The sequence below is a fragment of the Paenibacillus sp. J31R120 genome (assembly GCF_056269225.1).
Genome location: NZ_JBWDNN010000002.1, coordinates 206885 through 228154 on the forward strand (window position 1 = coordinate 206885; position 21270 = coordinate 228154).

The following is a 21270-nucleotide window of genomic DNA, read 5'->3' on the forward strand; positions in this document are numbered from 1 at the left end:
CGATGAGAGCAACCGCACCATTCACACAAGCCGTCATAAACGCAGCCACCAATACCGATTCCGTCCCTTTCCTTGCCCCTCGGGGTAAGGGAGCTTCCTTGGCAGGGAAGATGTACTTTGACTATCCGGAGACCGTGCGTCGTATCTTCCACTTTCTGCAGGAGCGGTTCGGCTGTCCGTTCCGCCTCTATTATCAGGAGGACAGCAATGATATGTGGGATTCGCTGGAGGAGGATATCCGCAGAGCGCATCCCGGCGTCGAGCATGCAGCCAGCTTGTATGATCTGGTAGAGACTGATATGTTCCGTTATGAATCGGACCCGGCCTTGGCCTTGCGCCAGGGCGCATACGAGATCAGGCCGTCCGTGCGCAATAATCTGTTCCTGTACCCTGACTTTAAGGTCGCGTTCGCCCGCATTCCAAAAATGCTGAATCACGGATTGGGCTACGAGGATCTGATCTTCGCCGAGCATGACGAAGGGATGACCGCCTTTCTGTCGGATATGAGGGAGCGACAGCTCGCCAGCCGGAAGATTATGCTCTACAGCGATACGAGAGACGGACTGGAACGGGAGCCTATTAGCGCGACCACTCCTGTCGAGCGAACCGATGTTTTTATGGACGAGACGCTGAAGACGCATATTTACCGCTCGGTAGACGAGTTTTTTAACGAAGAAGGCTCTTTCTTCGAGACATACGGCATTCCTTATAAAAGAGGGATACTGCTCTACGGCAAGCCTGGCAATGGCAAGACGACGCTGGTCAAGTCCATCTCCGGCACGGTGGGAGCGCCGGTCGCCTACTGGCAGATTACGGAGTATACGAACAGCGAATCGATCAGCGAAGTGTTCTCGGCAGCGGTACGGATGGCACCGATGGTGCTCGTCATTGAGGATATCGACTCCATGCCGGAATCCTGCCGCTCGTACTTCCTGAACATTCTGGACGGCGTCGCTTCCAAGGAAGGCGTCTTCCTGATCGGCACGACCAACTATCCCGAGCGAATCGACCCTGCGCTGATGAATCGCGCCGGCCGTTTCGACCGGGCGTACGAGGTGAAGTCGCCGGACGAGCCCCTGCGGCTTGCTTATATGCAGCGCAAGGGAATCGAGAAGCTGGTAGACGGCGAGACGATGCGCGAGGCGGCCAGGCGGACGGACGGCTTCACCTTCGCCCAATTGAGCGAGCTGTATGTGTCGGCGGCGCTGCAGAAGCATTACGAAGGCGAAGTGCGGCTGATGGGCATCATCGACGAGATGAAATCGGACTATTCAAAGAGCCGCAGCGGCGATTGGATGAAGGAAAGAGGCTCCGTAGGTTTTATGTAGGATGTGAGAGATCATCTTCACCCATCTTATCGTTATACATGTAGGATCATACAAGGCCATGCAGGGAAAGTTCCGCTGTATGGCCTATTAATCGTTAATTTGTCACCTTATTCGGGCTGAAGTTATTTGCTACCATGGAGGAAGAATGCAATGCAAGACGCTAAGGAGAGTTGCGGATGCAGTGGATAGACAGCTATCACGAACTGATGGACGAAGAGTTGGTCCGACTTGCGCAATCCGGCAGCGACACGGCCTACAATGAGCTGATGCAGCGGCACCGCGGCCGTATGCTGCGATGGTCGCTGGAGGTGACGCGCGAGACGTACTTGGCCGAGGATGTGCTCCAGGAATCGATGCTGCGCGCTTATATGATGCTGGGCACGCTGCGCATGCCGGAGAAGTTTCTCGGCTGGATGAGGCGCATCGTACGCAATCGCGCTTATCGGGCGGTCCGAAGGGGAGGGCCGTATGCCAAGGAATTGCCTTTCGCCGACTATGCGAATGGGGACGGTTCTTCGGGGTATGACGAGGAGACAATGGAGTGGCGGCTCCATGCACGGCTGTCCGCATCCGGTACATTTCAGCTGGATGACAACCCGCTTGAACGGCTGATGCGCAGTGAGAACGAGCAGTCGCTGCATCGTCTGTTGCGCCAATTAAACCGGAAGGAGCGCGGCATGCTGGAGGAGCTCGCGTTCTATCAGCGTACTCCGCAGGAAATCGCAAGTCTGTATGACACCTCCTCTACCAATGTATATACGACGTTGTCAAGGTCGCGCCGCAAGCTGCAGATGCTGACTTATCAGACTAAGCTGACTCATTACTTGAAGGAGAGATCCGGTGGCGGGGAGACAACACGCAGCAAACAGCTTGGCATCGACAGCCTGTATTTCGGTGAAATTTGGGATTCATTCGCCCTTTGCGTGCTGCATGCGACCCAATATAAGGAGAACGTCCCGTATACACTGCCCCAGATTATGGGTTGGACGGGCCTTGCCTTCCGACTGCAGGTGAAGCGGACGGTCATTGATGACAATGCCGTGAAGGGCATTCATTGGCCTGCCGTATACCAGAAAGCGCTTCGGCGGCTGGGTTTCCAGCCTGCGAGCATCGGGGACGGGCAGAAGGTTTCCTCAGCCAGCGATAAGCTAATGGAAGCTTATTCGTTCGTCCAGCAATCGCTGGACGGAGGGCATCCCGTTATCGTATGGGGGATTCGAGTGGGATATTTTGCCCTGATTCACGGATACGATGACAACCTCCGCTGCTTCCATATGACGGGGCTGTTCGAGGGGACGCGCATTCCATACGAAGAGCTTGGTCCTGCGGGCAGCTCGGAGCTGTTCGTGTTGTCCCTTGGCCGATATGCGGGAACGGCGCAGCAGGATACGCTGATTGCGGCCTTGACTGATATTATCGAGCATGCGGAAGGGATGGAAAGCTCGCGTTACCCGGAATATGAATACGGGCTTGCTGCCTACGGCGTCTGGATGAGCGGGCTGGCTGCAGGGAAAGCCGACCCCTGCGAGCATGCACATCTCGTCTGGAGCTCGGCAAGCAGCCGTTATTTTGCTTATCAATTTTTAGTGGAATTGAAGCAGGAATGTACTCGCTACAGAGCGGTAGGCACCAGACTCGCAGAGCTGGCCGGCGAAGCGGCAGCGGCATATATGGAAGCGCTTTCCGCCTATCAGAAGCTGAAGCGGCTGTTTCCTTTTCCCCATGGGGGGCTGATCGATCGGCATGAGGTCAGAGATGAAGGTGTCGAGTTGCTTCGTTCTATTCGGGAAGCAGAGTGCAGGGGGATCAATAAGCTCAAGTTGATGCTGCAGCTTTTGTCATAAAAAAGTGTAAGAAAATGAGCCGTGCCGGGATCATCCTATTGGGCGCCAATGCGCTATTGATGACGATGGAGGGATACCGATGGCGAAGAAGTGGTTGGTTATACTGGCGATGTGCGCGACGCTTGCTGCGGGCTGCGCAAAGGCTGGCGGCGAATCGGCTGTGCAAGACGGAGCGAAGGGGCAGTATCGGGGAGATTTGCATAATACAGGCGTATTCGAGGTGAGCGGTTTGCCGGAGCTGACGGGCGAGAAGTGGCGCATGCAGCTGGGAGGGAAGACAAACAGCTCCCCGGTTCTGGCGGGAGAGACGTTATATATCGGGGATGAAGCGGGGGCGTTCTATGCGCTGAATACCGACGATGGGAGCGAGATATGGACGTTCCAGGCGCAGGGCGCCATACGCTCCTCTGCATTTGTGGCAGGCGGATATGTCTACTTTCTGGACGGGAAGTCCAATTTGTATGCTTTGGATACGCGAGAAGGGAAGCAGGCATGGTCGGTGGAGCTGGATAATCAATTTGCAGAGAAGAACAAAGACTACTGGGATTACTATTATAGCTCGGCCGCTATGGATGGCGATACGCTGTATGTGGGTTCGGAAGGCAACTTATTTTATGCGATTGACCGCAAGGACGGTTCGGTTTTTTGGTCGTATGCGCTGGAGTCTACCGTACATGGGAAGCCGGTTGTGACCGAGGACCGGGTCTATGCCGCTGACAATCAGGGCAAGGTGACAGCGCTGGATCGCAAGACTGGCGAGCTGGTGTGGTCGGTGACGCACGGATCGATACACGGAGGGCTTGCCTATAAGGACGGCGTACTGTATTACGGCTCCCGGGACCAATATGTCTATGCGACGGATGCCAATACCGGCAAGCAGCTGTGGAGCTATCGCTCGCCGAGCGGCTCCTGGCTCGGCTCGTCAGCTGCCGTGAGCGAGGAATATGTCACCATTGGCTCTTCCGATGCCAAGGTGGTGCATATATTCAAACGGCTCGGCGGCGAGCATCACCTTGATTTCCGGCTGCCCAGCAGGGTATTTGGTTCGCCGTCCATCGCTGGCAAGATTGCCTACTTCGGCTCGGCGTACACCGATAATTCACTGGGTATTGATGCGTTCTATGCCATAGACATGGAATCCGGTCAGGAGCTATGGCGTTTCGACGGGACCAAGGCGCCTATTCTATCATCGCCAGCCATCGGGGACGGCGTGATTTATTACGCTTCACAAGACGGTTTTGTTTTTGCGTTGCATTAAGACATCTGGAAGTAGAAGGTTAGGATGAGTAGCTCTTTAATTGAAATAATGATTAAACTTAAGGTTTTACCGTTAGAGCGGCTGTCTTCCAATCAGGGAGGCGGCCGTTTTTCCATATCACAATAGGCGTACGCCGTGCAGCGGGCATTCGCCCGTACATATGCTGGCGGTAAGTATCATTTCTGTGAAGGGAAGGTAATGGCGTTATGGCTAAGAAAAAAGTCTCCGAGCCGGAGATTTCCTTATCGGACAGCTTGCTTATTTTCTCGGCTCTGGTACTGGTCATCTCCGGCGCATTTGCGATTGCGGGATTAGAGAAGGCGAGAGAAGAAAGCGATACGAGCATTGTTGCTCCTATTGCTGCGACCCTGTAATGCCATCAATTCTCCATGCATCAAGCGGAGATAGTCTTCCCAGATGAAATACGCTCACGGACTTGTTCACGCATCGGCCTCCGCGCGCCTGGCAAGTCTCAACCGGGATGTCAGCCGCCAGCGCCGTGTCTGGAATATCCTCAGGTTGTATAAACTGATGGCGAATAGCGGCTTCCTCTACGCCGAAGTGTCTGGTATTCGCTTGGGGAGACAGACTGTTGGCAAAAACGCTGCGCATGAGCGCCCGATCACCGTATTCATTGGCCAGGAAGAACGCATTGACCGTATCATACGGATCAAGCGCGCTTATAAAGGGTTCAAGCGTCCCCGATGCCTTGGCGACCATAAGCTGGTGGCCCAGATCGATATTCCCTTTGCCATGCGTGGCGCTGCCCTGGAAGTGGATGCAGAAGTGACCGCTAAAGCCATTGTCCGGAATGCCGTCTCCGCCATGCGGCATGCCATGCATGGAAGCAGCGAGCGTACGGCCACCTGCAATGACAAGGATCGCCCTTCGGTGCCAGCTCCACTTGCCGCCGTAGATTTCCTTCATTGTCTCGCTGTCTGCTTTGGTCAAAGGCTGCACATCCGCATGGCTGCTCCCGGCTCTGCGCTGGGCGTTGAAGCGAAGGCCGGTCTCCAGATCGACGACTGTCAGGTTGGCTTTTCGCGGAATGACCGATTTCGCTTCCTGCCATGGAAGCAGCTCGCCATAATGCTGGGTGCGCAACTGCCGGGCCTCATGCAGGAGCTTGCTGCGAGCTGCAGGCCGCATGAGAAGGATTTGTCCGTCTTCACGGTGGAGATTGCCAAGTGTATCTACGGTATAGACCAGGGTACTGCTCCCTTTAGCCTGAGGGATCGAAAGATAGAGATCGGAGGCAGTTTGCGGCCCGCTCCCAATGCTCATCGCTCCGTCCAGCAGCGTGGGCGGCAGAGGCTTGACGGATTCATGCCGGGCATCGGGGGAGGACCGGACATGCAGCTCTGCGCGGGAAGGCGCAGCTATTGCATAATTGGCAGAGTAGGCCAGGCCGATGATGACGGAGAGAAAAGCGAATAAGGCGGCTTTCCGCGCCACGGATTGTAAGCTTTGCAATGAACGGTTCATGATCATTCTCCTTTGTAAAGTATAGTTTTGCGCTGAACAAGGCAATCTACTCGTTAGGCATCTTGAATCGACGAGTAGGAGTGAGTAGGGTGAAATGGAAAGCGGCTGCGGCTCTATGCTGCGTTATGCTGATGATGTCTTCGACTTCCAACGCAAGCCCGGCAGCAGGTGCGAAGGAGCGGAAATATTATGAGACAAGAGGCGAGATCGTCTGGGAAGTTCCAACGGAGGAGAAGGTGATCGCTCTCACGTTCGACGATGGACCTAGCCCCGAGGATACGCCTGAAATCTTGAAGCTGCTGGCGGAATACGATGCGAAAGCCACGTTTTTTATTATTGGAAAACATGCGGAGCGCTATCCAGATATCGTGAAACAAGAGGTGGAAGCAGGACACGAGCTGGCGAATCATACGTTTAATCATCCTTTTTTCAATAATCACTCTTCTCTGGACGCCATGAAGAAGGAAATCGAGCAAACCGAGGAGACGCTTACGCGTATTACAGGGCAAAAACCGGCCTTATTCCGTCCTCCAGGCGGCTATTACAGCGACCGGCTGATTGATGCGGCGAAGGCTTTTCACTATCAGGTCGTATTATGGTCCTGGCATCAGGACACGGAGGATTGGAAGCGGCCCGGCGTACATAAGATTGTGAACAAGGTGCTTCGTAATGCAAGGAACGGAGATATCATTCTCTTCCATGATTTTGTGGGCGGGAAGTCCCAGACGGTGTCTGCACTAAAGCAAATCTTGCCTGAGCTGAAGGAGCGAGGCTTCCGGTTCGTAACCGTATCCGAATTGATTGGTTATGATCAAGTGCCTCATGTAATTCAGTAGCGCAAGCGGAGGGCCCGGCGGAAACGCCGGGTTTTTTCGTATGGGCCGTGATGAAAGCTGGAGACTGATGGCAAGGGAGGCGATGTGCGAGAATGACAATGCCCATGGTATGATGAAGGAGGGACTAACACGATGATAGACATAGCGATAATTACCATAGACGAGATCGGTCAAGCTTGATGACAAGCTGACAAGTGCATTACGCATTGCTGGGGGGAGAGAGCAAGTGTCTGCGACTTTGCTGTACATAGAGGATGATCGGGAGATTGGGGAATTCGTAAGCGGACATCTGGAGGACCGCGGTTATGAAGTGAAGTGGTTGCGGAGCGGGGAACGGGCGCTTGATGAAGCGCCGAATTGCGACCTGGTTATTCTGGACGTTATGCTGCCGGGACTGGATGGATTTACAGTGGGACAGAGGCTGAAGAAATCGCTGCCCGCGCTGCCTATTCTGCTGCTGTCGGCCAGGACGGCCATTGACGATAAGCTGCAAGGACTGCAATTCGCGGACGATTATGTCACGAAGCCATTCCATCCGGATGAGCTGACCGCCCGCATTGAAGTGTTGCTGCGCCGCTCCGGTTCGGCGGCGCCTGAATGTCTAGTCGTTAAGCATTTGCTGATCTATGAACGGGAGAATCGGATCGTAAATCAGGATACGGGCGAGGAGATCGGGCTTACCGGCAAGCAGTTTCATATATTCCATTATTTGCTGAGGCATTTGAATCAGATTATGACGAAGGAACAAATCTATGAGGCGGTATGGGGGGAGCCATATCTCGACGGGGATAAGACGCTGATGGTTCATATCCGCTATTTGCGCGAGAAGATTGAGAGAGAGCCGGCCGCCCCCGAGATCATCGAAACGGTGCGAGGCATCGGCTATCGGGTGAGGGCGTGAGCGGCCGCCAGGCTCAGGGCAGAAAGCGGGGCTGGCTGTCGCGGCAATCCTTGCTTACTCGGTACCTGTTTATCGTGCTGGGGGCGTTTCTGTTTATTCCGATTATCATTCCGCTCGCTAGCGTGCTTTACATGCTCGCGCAGGTGGCGATGGACCCTGATGCGACAAGAGAGATGAAGTACGGGGGTGCGAGCGAAGTAGAGTCCGCATGGCATGCCGAAGCAAGAAGGATGGACGGCTTGTCGTACGCTGAGATCAACGACCGTCTGCACGCGTTGGCGATCAACTATCCGGACGCCACGCTTTTCTGGGTCGACCGGGAGGGCAGAACCCGGCTGGAGCTCCCGGAGGGAGCTGCGGGAGGAGAGCAGTGGACAGTGGATGGTGCAATCCGGTTCATGAAAGCGAGCATTAACGGGGATCCGTTCACCGTTGTCTCCTTCCTGGGTAAGGAGAACGCTGATACCGCCTTTATGGTGCTGCAATTGCCGCGAAGTGAACTTCATGCGTCCACCGGCTCTGCGTCGGGCACACCATTCATCGTTGGCTTTATCTTTCTGATGTTTGCCTTTCTGGCGGCGGTATCGCTGCTGTTCTTCATGCATATCCGCAAGCGTCTTCTGGCGCTGCAGGCAGCCATGTCGCTGAAGGATGAGCATGGATTGCCTGCTCCTGTAGAGGAGAAGCGGCAGGATGAGATCGGCGGCCTGGAGTCCGCCTTTAATGGCATGGTGGAGCAGTTGAAGGAAGGCCGAATCAGGCAAGCGGAGGAGGAGGAGCTGCGCAAGCGGCTTATCTCGAATTTGTCGCATGACCTAAGAACGCCGCTGACGGTGATGAGAGGGCATCTCTATACGCTCAAGAACGAACCGTTAACCGGCAAGGGCAAGGAAGCGGTAACCGTTCTGGAGCAAAAGACGGAAGGGCTCGGAGGCCTGATCGATAATCTGTTGTCGTACACGCTTATGACCAGCGGGCGATACCAGCTGTCGCTGGAGCCACAGGATGTGCTGCGGCTGACGCGCGAGAGCGCTGCATCCTGGTACCCGGTATGGGAGAATGCAGGGATTGAGGCGGATATCAGGCTGCCAGAGGAACCTCTTATCTGGAGTGTGGACCGCGAGGGCTTCCGCCGCATACTGGATAATCTGTTCCAGAATGTGGTCCGGCATGCTGCCGAAGGCCGTTATGTCGGGATCGGTCTGGGCCAGCGCAACGGCCAGACGGTTCTTATCATTGAAGACCGGGGGCCCGGCCTTGATGCAGGTAACGGTCATGATGCGGCCAAGGGAGCAGGCATTGGGCTTGCGATCGTGGAGTATTTGCTGCGGGAGATGGGGCTTTCGTGGCAGCGGGATAGCTTGGAGCAAGGGACGCGTATCTTAATCTATGAATCTCATACAAGTGATGAAGCCGGGGGCTGATGCCGGCTTTTTTTAAACCAAATTTAAACTTGGCCGTCTCTTCTTTTAACCTGGCGCCGGTATGCTGGAAGTCGAGGTGATGGAGATGAAGGAATGGATTATCGAGACGAGCGGTCTTAGCAAGAGATATAAAGGACGTTATGCCGTCTCCAACTTGAATTTGAAGATCGGCAAAGGGGAAATATTCGGTTTTCTCGGACCGAACGGAGCGGGCAAAACGACGACCATACGGATGCTGCTTGGCTTGATTCAGCCAAGCGGGGGGAATATTCAAATCTTCGGACAGCCGCTGCGCCGCAATCGTATGCACATTCTTAGAAGAGTAGGCTCCTTGGTCGAATACCCGTCCTATTACGGGCATCTGAGCGCAACGGACAATCTGGAGGCCATTCGCCGAATTATTGATGCGCCGAAGAACAGAATTAGCGAGGTGCTGGGCATTGTCGGTTTGGCGAAGGAAGCGAAGCGGCCGGTCAAAGGGTTCTCGCTCGGCATGAAGCAGCGGCTCGGCATCGCTAGCGCCTTGCTCGGCAGCCCGGAGCTGCTGGTGCTGGATGAGCCGACCAACGGCCTGGACCCTGCGGGCATATTGGAGATTCGCGAGCTGATTAAGGCGATGCCGCGCGAGCATGGCATTACGGTGCTGATCTCCAGTCATCTGCTCAGCGAGGTGGAGCAAATGGCGAATACGGTAGGTATTATCCGCCAAGGCGAGATGGTGTTCCAGGACTCCATGGCAGGCCTGCAGGAGCAAGCGCAAGGCAAGATGGCGCTGCGCGTATCCGATTCAATGGAGGCGATGCGGGTGTTGGCGCGCAGCGGCATCCAATCGGAGCATGACGGCTCATTGCTAACAATCGGGAGAACGGATGACGAGTATGTCGCGAAGGCAGTCAGGGAATTGGTAGCAAGCGGTCATGCTGTCTATCGGGTGGAGGAGAGACGGAAGTCGCTGGAGGAGCTCTTCCTGCGCATTGTCGGGGAGGGCCGGAGCTTATGATACTGAAAGCCATGCGTTCCGATTGGCTCAAACTTAAGGGAAAGGGTCTCTGGTTTCTCGTCTGTCTCGGTCCCGTCGGCCTTGTCGCGATGCAGGCGCTTAATTTCGGCTTGCGCTACGACTACTTGAAGAAAAGTTATGCGGACGACCTATGGGGCGGCTTGCTTGACAGTATTGCTGTTTTTGTGCCGATAGCCCTGCTGATGGGCATTACAATTCTATGCTCGCTTATCGCGAATATCGAGCATCATACAAGCTCGTGGAAGCAGCTTCTGGCGCTGCCTATCTCGCGGACGGCTGTATTTTTCTCCAAGTTTGCAGTTACCGTTATTATGCTCGGCGTGTCTTGCATGCTGCTTGCGCTCGGGAGTGCGGCGCTTGGACTGGGACTTGGCTTCGGCTCGCCGCTCCCTTTGGCTGATCTTGCCAAGCTGGGCTTCTACCCGTTCATCGCAGCGCTGCCGCTCCTGGCCTTGCTGCTCTGGATGTGCCTGACACTCCGCAATCAGGCGATTCCCATTACGCTTGGCGTCGTGCTCGCCGTCTTGTCCATGTTCGCCATCGCAGAATGGCTTCCCCTCACCTGGCCGCTGCTTGCCTATAAGGCGCAGCAGCAAGAGATTTTTTTGGCGGCAGGGGCTCTGGGCGGATTCATTGTGCTGCTTGCGGGAACGGTTCATTTTGCGAGAAGGGATGTGAACTAGATGAAGCTGAAATCCTTTATGGGGCTGCTGGCCTCCGAGCGGCTAAAGCTGGGGCGCTCCCCAATCTGGCTGCTTGTTCCCATTAGCCCGGTGATCGGTCTTGTTATCGGCTTGCTTGCATCGCTTGACGGCACGACCGCTGCAGAGCAGTATGCCGTGCTTCAATCGGCCGTGCTTACGCTCCACGCCATGCTGCTGCTCCCGATTCTGACCGGCATCTTCGCTTCGTTCGTATGCCGCTTCGAGCATGGGGGCGGCGGATGGAAGAGCATGCTGTCACTTCCCGTAACGAGGACGGGGCTGTATATGGCGAAGTTCGTGACGGTAGCCGTGTTACTGGCTATTACGCAGCTGTTGATTGTGGCTGCGCTGGTTCTGGCAACCTATTATCATGACATATCGGGCGGTGTAGACTGGGCAATCGCGTGGCCTTCACTCCTCAGCGGATGGATAGCCTGCCTGCCGCTTGCGGCTTTGCAGCTGTGGGCTTCTATCGGCTGGAGCAGCTTTGCCGCTCCGCTTGCTATCAATGTGGCGTTTACGCTGCCGAATATACTGATCGTGAACTCCGCAGATTACGGTCCGTTCTACCCGTGGGCTCAGCCTGCACTAGCGATGCTGTCAGTCAACGGCGGAGGCATGGACTTCGGGGCGTTTACATTGCCGTTTGAAAATGTGCTCATCACAATCGGAGGAAGCTTTGGCGTGTTTCTGCTTGGGGGCCTGGCTTATATGCAGCGCAAGGAGATATAAGATGTTTTCATAGAGAAGCTTTTCAATTCATCATTGAAAAGCTTCTCTTTTTCATTTAGACTGGACATTGAAAGATATTGATAATCATTCTCACTGAGATGCGGCATAACACCGTCATTTTCTTATACAACTAATCAGGAAGGAGCCTTTCTCGTGATCGATAGAGACAAGCACCTGTTAATGTGGAATTATGCCTATATCAAAATATTGGACATTCGGCATATTAGGATGGAGAGGGGCCAAACGCTGCCCCTTTATCACTTGCCAGCCCATTCATACATCTTTGCCATTAATGGATCGGCTTATATTGATTTGGGCGGCGAGCGGCATAAGGCGAGCAGCTTTCAACTGCTGCATGGCGGCAAGGGGCTGGCGATAAGCATTGAGGCTTTAGACGATTTTGAATACTACATGATCATGTACAAAGCGATACTGCCGTTCACCTTCAGGGCTGATATTATGCAGCTGTGGCACAAACAGAATCCATTCTATGACCACTATGCGATCCAGCCCAGCCATCCGCTGCCTCTATACAACCTTGCAGAAGGCATGTTCAATCATTGGCAGTCCAGCCATTCCTGGCACAGGCTGCAGGTCAAATCGTCCATGTATCAATTTGTTGTCGAGTTGATGGATCAATTGGAGGAAGACAATACGACGGTCATCAAGCCCGATCTGCTTGCTCACGTGCGGAACTATATGCATGATCATTATTATGAGCCAATCTCTCTGGATTCGATCTCGACAGCGACAGGCTATAGCGCCGGGTATATATCCAGGCAGTTCAAGGAGCAGCTGAATATGAGCCCGATCCATTATTTGGGCAAGGTTAGAATCGAGCATGCCAGCCGGCTGCTCCTGCAATCGAATGCTACGCTGCAACAGATCGCCGAGCAGGTCGGATACCCGGACGGTTTTACGCTTAGCCGCAGCTTCAAACGTTACAAAGGGGTATCGCCCGCCCTGTTCAGAGAACGGAAGAGCGTTCAGCTTGATGAAGATTTGCTATACAACAGATCAAAAATTGCTATTCTCCCAAAACGCTCAAACCGCTATAGTGTGTTTGAGGGTGATAATCATTATCAATTAAAGGGAGATGTGAGTAAGTCCATGTATAAGAGCTTTAAATTAACAGCAATGACGGTTATGCTGTGCATTACATTGTTATTGAGCGCGTGTTCCAGCGCTGCCAATAATACGGCGAATTCCGGAACGGCTGTGAATTCGCAGACAAGTAATCAAGAACAGCAAGAGCAGAAGAATCCAGCCCAACAGAAGGAGACAAGAACAGTATCTACGCTGAAAGGCGATGTTGAGGTTCCGTTCAATCCCCAGCGCGTTGCGGCGGATCAATATATGGGCCACTTGGTTAAACTCGGCATTATTCCTATTGGTGTAAGGGAAGAGATGCTGGATGAAGCTTGGATGGAGAAGGCAGGCTTAACCGACGAGATTCTCTCCAAGATTGAAAATCTGGGCGACTTCCCGATGAACCCGGAGAAGCTTATTATGCTTGAGCCAGATCTCATTATCGGTTCTATCGAAGACAATATCGAGCAGTATCAAAAAATCGGCACAACTGTATTTCTCCCTTACTGGGAAGAGCTGTCGACGGCTGGCCCGATTGAAAAGTTTAAAAATATTGCCAAAATATTCGGCAAAGAGCAGGAAGCTGATGAGTGGGTCAAAAGCTATGAGCAGGAAGTAGCCGAAGCAAAGGAGCAAGTCGCCGGCGTGATCAAAGAAGGCGAGACGGTATCGGTTGTGCAGTTTGCTTACAAGGGACTTTATGTACTGGCTGCAGAAGGAGGCAACTATGGCAGCTCTACCATCTATCAAATGATGGACTTGCCTCCAACGGAGCAAGCTAAAAACATGCCTGAAGGTTTTGCTAGCATATCCCTCGAGGCTCTGCCGGAATATCTGGGCGATCATGTATTTGTCTATATCAATACGCCAGAGGATGCGAAAGAAATTATGGATAGCGCGGTATGGAAAAGTGCCGAGGCGGTCAAAAAAGGCAATGTCTATGTATACGGCCAGTCTGGCGACGAGTTCGTCATGGAAGATCCGTTCTCCCTGGAGATGCAGCTGCAAAAAATCACTTCGTTATTGCTGGCGAAAAAGCAATAAAGCCGTCTGATTAACAAAAAGGAATTTGTCCATATGGAGGGAAGAGGTTGCCCTAGCAACAGAGCTTCGCCTTCCGATAGGAGCAAATTCCTTTTTGTTTTGCACGTCGTTTCAGGTCGGAGTCGACGATTGCAGGGTGGCGGAACTGCCCGCCATATCCTTGCGCCTATACACGCTGAGCATAAGACCGACCAAGGCGAATTCCAGGACGGATACGGAGCTGAGATGCAGGAACGGCAATTCAATGCCCATGATTGGCAACAAACCGAGACACATGAGCAAATTCCAGAAGAGACGAATGCCGAACACGGCGCATAAGCCGATGACAAGGCCTCTTCCGTAGAAATCGTTAGTCTTGAAGCCCATGCGGACAATACGAACGATAAAAGCCAGGATCAGAAGGGCAATCGCAGCTCCGAATACCCAGCCGAGGCTGTAGACGAGGTAGGAGTACATCATTTCGCTGTGAGAAAACGGTAAACGTGTATAGGGCGCGCCTAGTCCTTGTCCCCACATGCCGCCAGATTGGATGGCTTCGATGGAGCGTACGGTTTGGTAATTGGAATTGGTTTCTTGCCCCCATAATCCTGCAATTCGCTGCCAAATATAATGCAAGCGATAAGGGTTCAAATCATTCCAAAGAACAAGAAATATACCTGTTGCCAGTGTAGCGATAGACATCCATAGAAACCGAAGTTTTCTGTAGAGAATGAGCAGGATGATCAAACTGAAAGAATATACAATGAGCTGAGCCAGCCCAGGAGCGCCTATGTACAAATAGGCTGGTATCAGGATAAAGGTAACAAGTTGTTTTATTCCTTTAATGAATTGACTGTATCGACCAAGGCTTGCACCAGGCCTTGCGTTTTCCTTTTGCCTATAGAGAATGCCTGCAAGTGCTATGATGAGCAAATAAGGAGAGTGGGAAAAGATATTAAACCCTACGTTACCTATTAAGATCCATTGTCTCGAACCATTAATTTGAGGCCCGTACAGTTGGGCAAATGCCATCAATAGGATAGTTACCCAATACAGGGGCCACGACAACTTCAACAGCTTGCGATAGTTAGCGAAGTAGAGTACAACCAGCAAGAGGACTCCTATTATACTAAAAACTACCTTTGAGTAAATAAATGTGCTGACTTGCGTCGATTCCGGCAAGGCGAATAAAATTGTAAACAACGCAATGCCAATCATAGCCGCGATAATGCCGATAACGCTCCATTCCGGCTTCGGCTTATGCGCGGCATTAAGGCCAACGCCCACCTGCTTGGCGTCGCCCATTTGCTTAACAGCTGCCTTGATGGCTTCTTCCTCGGATAATGACTCGGCTTCCATCAGCTCTTCGATTCGTTCAGTGAGATGCCCAAGCAGCTCCAGCTTGATATCCTCATGCACATCTCTGGCTCTCACATGTGCGCAAATTTCTTCTATGTAAGTGACAACCAGAGGGTGGCTGGCAATATGGCCGGTCATAGGCTGCCCTCCCCGATTACGCGGTCTACCGTTGTGCGGAACAGCGTCCATTCCTTATGCTTCTCCTCCAGCTGGCGCCGTCCTTCCTCTGTGATGCGATAATATTTGCGTTTTCGCCCGCCTTCCTCGTTCCAATAGGCCTCAACCATGCGCTCCACCTCAAGCGTATGCAGAATCGGGTACAGCGTACCTTCCTTGAAGGTGAACACATTGGCCGAGCTCCGTTCGATTTCCTTCGTCATTTCATAGCCGTACATATCCTTCCGGCCAAGCAACGACAGAATCAGGATGACGGTGCTTCCTTTCATCAATTCCTTGTTAATTTTCATGGTGACGTCTTATCTCCCTCCTACACCTATATTTTCAATGCATCGAATATCTAGGTATAAGTATATAACCATGTTAAAGAGATTTCAAGTCAGAATACGGTGACTGTATCTTATAGCAAGAGGAACATGTCTGGAGCTGATCGAACCGGAGGGCGGGGGCATCAACAGTTAGGAGGGAGCTGGCGCTCCTGTTAGCATATCTTTGCCTGCAAAGTTGTTTTGACAAGAATGAACCCGATCCGGCAGATGGAGGGATCGGGTATGATCGAGCGATTACCGGCTTTATCCGATGCGAATAAATTCGCGGACACCGCTCGCTCACTTCTACAGGAATAATCAGCCGCCGACGAATGATTCCTTCGCCAAGGCGGCTGCCTGTCCGGGGTTTTGGCTGCATCTTGTGCGCCAGGCCAGAGATGGAGGGCGTGCGAATGAAGACGCCGCAAGGAGAGTCATTTGGCATGAAGTTCACCATTCTGAGACTTTCGGTTGCACTTATACGCTAGAGGAATGAACATCCGCTTCATGAATGAAAGTTTGTTGGCATACGATGACAGAATGAATGGAGCGTCGTTAGACGAACCAGCCACTCGGCTGTCCCATCCAGACGTAGATCGCCATGAGGCCGAATAATAGCAGCGCGAACGATACAAGCACGCTCGTATGCCGCAGTATGGCGTTAGGCACAAGGCGATGAAGCGTTGTGGAGGCGTCTCTGCCGCCGATGATGAAAACAAGGAGAAGCGTGTGGACAACGGCATGGCCGATGATTTCGGTTACGCCGAATATCATTGTAGTCGTCAGGAAGAGACCCGTTAACATAAGCGCGCTGAATCGGTTCAACAAGCCGGCTATAAAAGCCCAAGCCAGTCCGATTTCAATAAAGGCGCTGATCAAGACAAAATCTTCTACCGTAAAACCTAAAGAAGGAATGCCGTATTCATGCATCAGCGAGCAAGCGAGCTTGGCGAGCGTGAATTTCTCCATCGCCAGCCAAGCGAGCGAGATTCCCGAGAAGAGATAGAGTACGATGGGGTAGGTGTAGTGAAAGCGGGTATTCGCAACGAACAATGTGTAGATGATGCCGAGGTAAAACATATAGTCGAACGCATGAAACAATCCATATTGACGTGAAACGATAAGGTAAAGCGTAAGAATAGCGGCCCCGCTTATGACGAGCGTTCGCTTGTGCACCAGTCCTAATATGGCGATCGTAAGGATGACATAGACGCCGGGGTCATTGGATACAAGCGTCGGCGCCAGGTAAGTGCCAGTGGCCAGCTGCATAATCAGCCCGATGCCAAGGCCAACACGAAGGACGGTAAGCATATGGGGCTTAAGCCGGTTCATAAAACGGTCGATGGCCATGCTCCATGGATGGCGGTTAAAATAAGGGGTGCTTAAAGAAATGATTAACAGTACAAACAGGGTAAAACCTAGCCAAAAGAGAAACGTAGGGGTTATAACGCGAGAAATAGCCTGCGGTGTCCAGTCATGGTCCCGAATGAACCATTTTACGTGTAAGAGTACCGGGACATAGGCCGGCGAAGCAGGGAACATCTTGTATACCTCCTTCAATCATCAGATTCGAGCATAGCTGGAATGATCGGCATGGTTTATACATTATGTTGGACTCCCCCTGATGGTATGGACCGTGCAATCCGAATACGCGAAAGCACTCCCTCCTTTTCAAAAAACAGTTATAAAAAAACGTTATTAGCATACCTCCTATACAATGCCATTTTCAACCGCTAAAATGACTAATTCATGCAAAATGATTGAAATTTCCCCCAATTCTCACAAAAATCTCCCTTACAAAAGTCGGATGCATTCACTACGATAGGGGTGGGACATGTGTAATGGATATATGTCCAAAGGCCGACATCGAGCGGGGGGTGTTTGACAAGTTGAACGTTGAAATCATTGTATTAAACATACCATCCGTAATGGGGATGGATGATTATAACTGGCTGCTTAATCAAGTATCTGAGGAGAAGAGGGGGAGAGTAAAGAAGCTGCGGTTTCTGAAGGATGCATACCGGACACTGCTGGGCGAAGCGCTTGTGCGTGCTGCAATTGTGAGCCGGCTTGGGCTGGGCAATGAACATATTCGTTTTGCGAAAAATGAGTACGGCAAGCCGTCATTAGTCAGCCATGGCTCCTTCCATTTTAACGTTTCTCATTCAGGAGAATGGGTGGCGGTATTCGTAAGCCAAGCCCCTGTGGGCATTGATGTGGAGGAGATTAAGCCCATTGATATGAATATTGCGGAATCGTTTCTGTCCGAACGGGAATATCAGCGGCTGATGTCCTATAACCACGGGGAGCGATTGCCGCACTTCTACGAATTGTGGACACTCAAGGAAAGCTATATTAAGTGCAAGGGGGAGGGGCTCTCTATTCCGCTTCATTCCTTCTCCATTATGGTGAATGAAGATCGCAGTATAACGTTGGAGCCAGAGGGCGAGCATTGTTTCTTCAGGACGTACGAGCTGGATGAGCATCATAAGCTGGCGGCTTGCTCTGAGGCTGATCGTTTTCCTCCGAATGTGAAAAGATGGAGCTTCGATGAGCTTCGCATGATGCTGGAGTTGGACTGGTCGAAGGGGATTATCTGAAGAGGAGCAGCGATAGCTGGCATATCGGGCTTTGACTTGATGGATCATTCAATGAATAAGAGCCTCTGCCCGTTAAGGGAGAGGCTCGCTTGCTTCATATCTCATGAGTGCCTTCGTGGAGGCCTCCAGCATCCGTCTTCTCATATAGTCTTGGTCAATCACTTTGACACGGAGCCCCAGAAAACGGATTTTGGAAAGCAAAAATTCGCTTTCGTCCGCGAGATGCTGAATATGGATGCGGTACGTATCCGTTGCTTCCTCATAGGACACATTCTTATCAAAGCAGGAGAAGGCTGACAGGATACGGGACAGCTCCGCATTGTACAGCGGATTGACCTCGACGAGTGCCGTCCGCTTGCGCGCCTCCATCAGTAGGAGAAGTTTTGTTCTGGCTGCTGCTGTACGCTCTACCGGCAGCTCCCACGGATGCAGCTCGACAATATTGCGAAGCTTGGTCGACATGAGGTTATGCTGCCTTGTGCCGTACCATAGCAGGTACCACTCCCGTTTCACCATGGAATACTCCAGCTTGTAAGGAATACCGGTCTGGTCGGTTTTCTGTCCTCCATGCTTCAGTGTGGTAGTCAGCTTCATGCCTTGACCCTGTATGATGTAGCGTCGAAGCTGGCGCAGCAGGGGATGGTACACATGCCGATCCTTGTTCCGGCCCTTCTCGACAATGATGCGCTGAAGATGGAAGGGAGCCTCGTTCTGCAGCAGAGCATTCAGCTTATCCAGCGTTTCCGGCGTAAAGGCATGCCCGGCTGCATCCAGCTCAAGCATGGATTTGAGCCATATCCGCTCCTGAGAGGTAAGGGCGAATGCGCCGCTCTCATCCAGACGCGATAGAATTTGATAGTTAAAGATCTTCTCGAATGGGTTCATAATACGACTGGATCTCCTTCCATTCCGCGATGAATTCCTTGCGCAGCCATAAGGGGGCGAGAACCTCGCAGCTGGAGCCGAAGCTCCTGAGCCAAGGCTTGATCTCCGTTATGCCATTCACGATAATCTGATAGATAAAGGTTGTCTCCGACTCCTCTGTAATCGTCCCCCACTGCCCCTGCGACTCTACACGCTCCCGGACAAAATCATGGGCTGAGCCCTCCGGCCGGAAGAAGCGCGCTTTGACGGGAATCGGCTTCATAGAATCGATCACCCAGCTTTGCTGCAACTGCTTCTCGGCATGGGCAAGCCGTATATTGAATTCTTCTTCTGCTACGGCATCGCTTAATTCCACGCCCGTTAATCCTTCCATACGGAATTTCATGACGCCTTGCTTGCCATGGGCGATTAAATACCATCTGCCATACTGATGGTCATAGATCGCACGGAGCGGCAGGACGGTCAGAAGCAAGCCTTCCGATTCACGCTCGAAGAGCGGATTCGTGTTTTTGGCAGCGTATCGCTTCTCCTTCTTTGGTGACAGATAGAGGAAAGTCAGCTTGCGCCTTGCCTCGATCGCTTGATAGATCGTATAGAGATGCGCCTCGTCCAGAATGCGGGAATGGTAGTGGTATTTGTACACATGCGACTCAGTGATGTCCGTCTCAAGCCCTCTTAGCCGCAGCGCTTTCTTAAGCGTATCCCGCAGCAGATAGCCCTGTACGGATGGGATCTGCGTATTCGCTAATATATCAACATAATCATAGAGATCGATTAATTCGTCATCTGACAGCGCATCTACAAGTTCGGTTGAAGCGCGGTAGCGGTAGGGGCGTTTGCCGTCTGCACGGTAGATGACCCCGATCTCCTCCAAATATTTCAGATCCCCGCGAATCGTTTTTTCATCGGGAACCGGATAGTCAGCGGGCATGCTATCGCTGCATAGGTCCATCAGCTCCATGGCGGTTAACGCTTGCTCGCGCATAGCTGAGAGCAGCAGGGTGAGACGCACGCTCTCCGAAGTTTTAATGGACTTCGCCCGATATAGAAACAACAGCAGCGGGTCGGCCGATTCATAGTGGTTGTACCTGATGGCTTCGGTCAATGCTATACCCTGTTCATTCGTAAGACCTTGTTGGTTGGCGTTCATCATTTCCTTCAAGTACCGCAGCGTTTTGTCATAGGTATGTACGGAGATGCCGAGTCGGGCGGCGAATTGCTGCCGGTTGTACGCATCCCCAGTCAGAGCGAGCAGCCGTAGAAACTGGATTTCCTTATCGAAGCTCTCTCTTGCCATAGCAGCATCTCCTCACTGGTTGAATTGTTGAACGGTTTACGCTTTATTCTATCAAAAGGATGGAGTGGTGGAAATGGAGGCTTTTTCTTCGGGTCGCCATACTTTTGCCCTGTTCGCGCACGCGTAGATGAAGGACAATAGGGTCAACAAGAAGAAGCGAATAGACGGGAGAATGGGTACAATGATCGAAATGACGACGAAGATTAGACGCGAGCTGGAACGGCTGGAGCAAGAGGAAGGGATTCGTATCCTCTATGCGTGCGAATCGGGCAGCAGAGCGTGGGGCTTCCCGTCGCAAGACAGCGACTATGATGTGCGTTTCATCTATGTGCGTCCTGTCGATTGGTACCTCTCCATCTTTGAGAAGCGGGATGTGATTGAGCGGCCAATCAGCGAGATGCTGGATATAAGCGGATGGGATCTCCGAAAGACGCTGAACTTGTTCCGCAAGTCCAATCCGCCGCTGATGGAGTGGCTGGACTCACCGATTATTTATTCCGAGGCGTTCCAAACGGCGGACCGGCTGCGTGAGCTCAGTTATGAAGCGTATTCGCCGAAAGCGAGCATCTATCATTATTTGCACATGGCGCGAGGTAACTACCGGACTTACTTACAAGGCGAAGTCGTTCGGATTAAAAAATACTTTTATGTCCTTCGGCCTATTCTCGCCTGTGAATGGATATTGCGAATGGGCAAGATGCCTCCCATGGCTTTCGAGAGCCTGGTAGATGAGCTTCTTCCTAAGGACGGCGAGCTTTACCGATTGATTGGGGAGCTGCTTGCTCGCAAGAAGGCAGGAGACGAACTGGACGATGAGCCGAGGTTTCCGTTGCTCAATGAATATATTGAAGATCGCCTGACTTCATTGGAGCAAGCCGCATCACAATTGCCAGGTGCAAAGTCTGCTATTGATGCCAAGTTGGATGAGCTGTTCCGCGAGTTGTTAGGGGAAGCGTGGGGCTGACGGGAAATAGATAACTTTGATGAAAAGAGGGTGTG

At 52.4% G+C, this 21270-nt stretch carries 19 protein-coding genes; 13 read left to right on the forward strand and 6 right to left on the reverse strand.

The window, feature by feature from the left end:
• Nucleotides 1-2 precede the first annotated feature (2 nt).
• The 4 genes from AC0YNW_RS07570 (at nt 3) to AC0YNW_RS07585 (ending at nt 4804) form a co-directional block, all read left to right on the forward strand.
• Nucleotides 3-1328 (forward strand): AAA family ATPase, encoded by a 1326-nt coding sequence (locus tag AC0YNW_RS07570; protein WP_475831421.1) that lies wholly within the window; start codon nt 3-5, stop codon nt 1326-1328.
• Between the two features lie 176 nt (nt 1329-1504).
• Nucleotides 1505-3172, forward strand: coding sequence for an RNA polymerase sigma factor (locus AC0YNW_RS07575; RefSeq protein WP_475831422.1), 1668 nt, complete (start codon nt 1505-1507; stop codon nt 3170-3172).
• A 79-nt stretch (nt 3173-3251) separates the two neighbouring features.
• Nucleotides 3252-4430 (forward strand): outer membrane protein assembly factor BamB family protein, encoded by a 1179-nt coding sequence (locus AC0YNW_RS07580; protein ID WP_475831423.1) that lies wholly within the window; start codon nt 3252-3254, stop codon nt 4428-4430.
• Nucleotides 4431-4636: 206 nt separating this feature from the next.
• Nucleotides 4637-4804 carry a hypothetical protein gene (locus AC0YNW_RS07585; protein WP_475831424.1) on the forward strand — a complete coding sequence of 56 codons (168 nt, stop codon included), beginning with the start codon at nt 4637-4639 and terminating at the stop codon, nt 4802-4804.
• Here AC0YNW_RS07585 and AC0YNW_RS07590 read toward each other — a convergent pair.
• Nucleotides 4785-5915 carry a hypothetical protein gene (locus AC0YNW_RS07590; protein ID WP_475831425.1) on the reverse strand — a complete coding sequence of 377 codons (1131 nt, stop codon included), beginning with the start codon at nt 5913-5915 and terminating at the stop codon, nt 4785-4787. The two genes, AC0YNW_RS07585 and AC0YNW_RS07590, sit on opposite strands and share 20 nt — an antisense overlap.
• A gap of 125 nt (nt 5916-6040) precedes the next feature.
• Here AC0YNW_RS07590 and AC0YNW_RS07595 point away from each other — a divergent pair, with 125 nt between their 5' ends.
• From AC0YNW_RS07595 to AC0YNW_RS07625, 7 genes are all read left to right on the forward strand, one after another.
• Nucleotides 6041-6751 carry a polysaccharide deacetylase family protein gene (locus AC0YNW_RS07595; protein WP_475832175.1) on the forward strand — a complete coding sequence of 237 codons (711 nt, stop codon included), beginning with the start codon at nt 6041-6043 and terminating at the stop codon, nt 6749-6751.
• Between the two features lie 226 nt (nt 6752-6977).
• Complete coding sequence (locus AC0YNW_RS07600) at nt 6978-7652, forward strand: response regulator transcription factor (RefSeq protein ID WP_475831426.1); 675 nt, start codon at nt 6978-6980, stop codon at nt 7650-7652.
• Nucleotides 7649-9076: a sensor histidine kinase gene (locus AC0YNW_RS07605; RefSeq protein ID WP_475831427.1), complete on the forward strand. Its 1428-nt coding sequence runs from the start codon at nt 7649-7651 to the stop codon at nt 9074-9076. Before AC0YNW_RS07600 ends, AC0YNW_RS07605 begins: the two co-directional genes overlap by 4 nt.
• Before the next feature lie 85 nt (nt 9077-9161).
• Entirely contained in the window at nt 9162-10076 is a 915-nt protein-coding gene (locus AC0YNW_RS07610; RefSeq protein WP_475831428.1) for an ABC transporter ATP-binding protein, read from the forward strand.
• Complete coding sequence (locus AC0YNW_RS07615) at nt 10073-10780, forward strand: ABC transporter permease (protein WP_475831429.1); 708 nt, start codon at nt 10073-10075, stop codon at nt 10778-10780. Before AC0YNW_RS07610 ends, AC0YNW_RS07615 begins: the two co-directional genes overlap by 4 nt.
• The gene (locus AC0YNW_RS07620; protein WP_475831430.1) at nt 10781-11533 is read left to right on the forward strand and encodes an ABC transporter permease; all 753 of its coding nucleotides are present in this window, start codon (nt 10781-10783) and stop codon (nt 11531-11533) included.
• A gap of 153 nt (nt 11534-11686) precedes the next feature.
• Entirely contained in the window at nt 11687-13666 is a 1980-nt protein-coding gene (locus AC0YNW_RS07625) for an ABC transporter substrate-binding protein (protein ID WP_475831431.1), read from the forward strand.
• A gap of 111 nt (nt 13667-13777) precedes the next feature.
• On the opposite strand, the gene AC0YNW_RS07630 is transcribed toward AC0YNW_RS07625, so the two are convergent.
• The 3 genes from AC0YNW_RS07630 to AC0YNW_RS07640 form a co-directional block, all read right to left on the reverse strand.
• On the reverse strand, nt 13778-15142 hold the full coding sequence (locus AC0YNW_RS07630; RefSeq protein ID WP_475831432.1) for an FtsW/RodA/SpoVE family cell cycle protein: 1365 nt from the start codon (nt 15140-15142) through the stop codon (nt 13778-13780).
• Nucleotides 15139-15471, reverse strand: coding sequence for a PadR family transcriptional regulator (locus AC0YNW_RS07635; RefSeq protein WP_387478058.1), 333 nt, complete (start codon nt 15469-15471; stop codon nt 15139-15141). Before AC0YNW_RS07635 ends, AC0YNW_RS07630 begins: the two co-directional genes overlap by 4 nt.
• Before the next feature lie 573 nt (nt 15472-16044).
• The gene (locus AC0YNW_RS07640; RefSeq protein WP_475831433.1) at nt 16045-16839 is read right to left on the reverse strand and encodes a hypothetical protein; all 795 of its coding nucleotides are present in this window, start codon (nt 16837-16839) and stop codon (nt 16045-16047) included.
• Nucleotides 16840-17330: 491 nt separating this feature from the next.
• On the opposite strand from AC0YNW_RS07640, the gene AC0YNW_RS07645 reads away from it, so the two are divergent.
• Complete coding sequence (locus tag AC0YNW_RS07645) at nt 17331-18089, forward strand: 4'-phosphopantetheinyl transferase family protein (protein ID WP_475831434.1); 759 nt, start codon at nt 17331-17333, stop codon at nt 18087-18089.
• A gap of 72 nt (nt 18090-18161) precedes the next feature.
• Here AC0YNW_RS07645 and AC0YNW_RS07650 read toward each other — a convergent pair whose 3' ends face one another.
• Nucleotides 18162-18974 (reverse strand): WYL domain-containing protein, encoded by an 813-nt coding sequence (locus AC0YNW_RS07650; RefSeq protein WP_475831435.1) that lies wholly within the window; start codon nt 18972-18974, stop codon nt 18162-18164.
• The gene (locus AC0YNW_RS07655) at nt 18949-20271 is read right to left on the reverse strand and encodes a helix-turn-helix transcriptional regulator (protein WP_475831436.1); all 1323 of its coding nucleotides are present in this window, start codon (nt 20269-20271) and stop codon (nt 18949-18951) included. Before AC0YNW_RS07655 ends, AC0YNW_RS07650 begins: the two co-directional genes overlap by 26 nt.
• A gap of 181 nt (nt 20272-20452) precedes the next feature.
• Here AC0YNW_RS07655 and AC0YNW_RS07660 point away from each other — a divergent pair, with 181 nt between their 5' ends.
• Entirely contained in the window at nt 20453-21235 is a 783-nt protein-coding gene (locus tag AC0YNW_RS07660; protein WP_475831437.1) for a nucleotidyltransferase domain-containing protein, read from the forward strand.
• Nucleotides 21236-21270: the final 35 nt, after the last annotated feature.

Excerpts from the sequence above, each read along its gene's own strand:
- AC0YNW_RS07570 (WP_475831421.1), top strand. The coding sequence starts at position 3 with ATGAGAGCAACCGCACCATTCACACAAGCCGTCATAAACGCAGCCACC.
- AC0YNW_RS07575 (WP_475831422.1), top strand. The coding sequence starts at position 1,505 with ATGCAGTGGATAGACAGCTATCACGAACTGATGGACGAAGAGTTGGTC.
- AC0YNW_RS07580 (WP_475831423.1), top strand. The coding sequence starts at position 3,252 with ATGGCGAAGAAGTGGTTGGTTATACTGGCGATGTGCGCGACGCTTGCT.
- AC0YNW_RS07585 (WP_475831424.1), top strand. The coding sequence starts at position 4,637 with ATGGCTAAGAAAAAAGTCTCCGAGCCGGAGATTTCCTTATCGGACAGC.
- AC0YNW_RS07590 (WP_475831425.1), bottom strand. The coding sequence starts at position 5,915 with ATGAACCGTTCATTGCAAAGCTTACAATCCGTGGCGCGGAAAGCCGCC.
- AC0YNW_RS07595 (WP_475832175.1), top strand. The coding sequence starts at position 6,041 with ATGCTGATGATGTCTTCGACTTCCAACGCAAGCCCGGCAGCAGGTGCG.
- AC0YNW_RS07610 (WP_475831428.1), top strand. The coding sequence starts at position 9,162 with ATGAAGGAATGGATTATCGAGACGAGCGGTCTTAGCAAGAGATATAAA.
- AC0YNW_RS07615 (WP_475831429.1), top strand. The coding sequence starts at position 10,073 with ATGATACTGAAAGCCATGCGTTCCGATTGGCTCAAACTTAAGGGAAAG.
- AC0YNW_RS07620 (WP_475831430.1), top strand. The coding sequence starts at position 10,781 with ATGAAGCTGAAATCCTTTATGGGGCTGCTGGCCTCCGAGCGGCTAAAG.
- AC0YNW_RS07630 (WP_475831432.1), bottom strand. The coding sequence starts at position 15,142 with ATGACCGGCCATATTGCCAGCCACCCTCTGGTTGTCACTTACATAGAA.
- AC0YNW_RS07635 (WP_387478058.1), bottom strand. The coding sequence starts at position 15,471 with ATGAAAATTAACAAGGAATTGATGAAAGGAAGCACCGTCATCCTGATT.
- AC0YNW_RS07640 (WP_475831433.1), bottom strand. The coding sequence starts at position 16,839 with ATGGCCATCGACCGTTTTATGAACCGGCTTAAGCCCCATATGCTTACC.
- AC0YNW_RS07645 (WP_475831434.1), top strand. The coding sequence starts at position 17,331 with ATGGATATATGTCCAAAGGCCGACATCGAGCGGGGGGTGTTTGACAAG.
- AC0YNW_RS07650 (WP_475831435.1), bottom strand. The coding sequence starts at position 18,974 with ATGAACCCATTCGAGAAGATCTTTAACTATCAAATTCTATCGCGTCTG.
- AC0YNW_RS07655 (WP_475831436.1), bottom strand. The coding sequence starts at position 20,271 with ATGGCAAGAGAGAGCTTCGATAAGGAAATCCAGTTTCTACGGCTGCTC.
- AC0YNW_RS07660 (WP_475831437.1), top strand. The coding sequence starts at position 20,453 with ATGATCGAAATGACGACGAAGATTAGACGCGAGCTGGAACGGCTGGAG.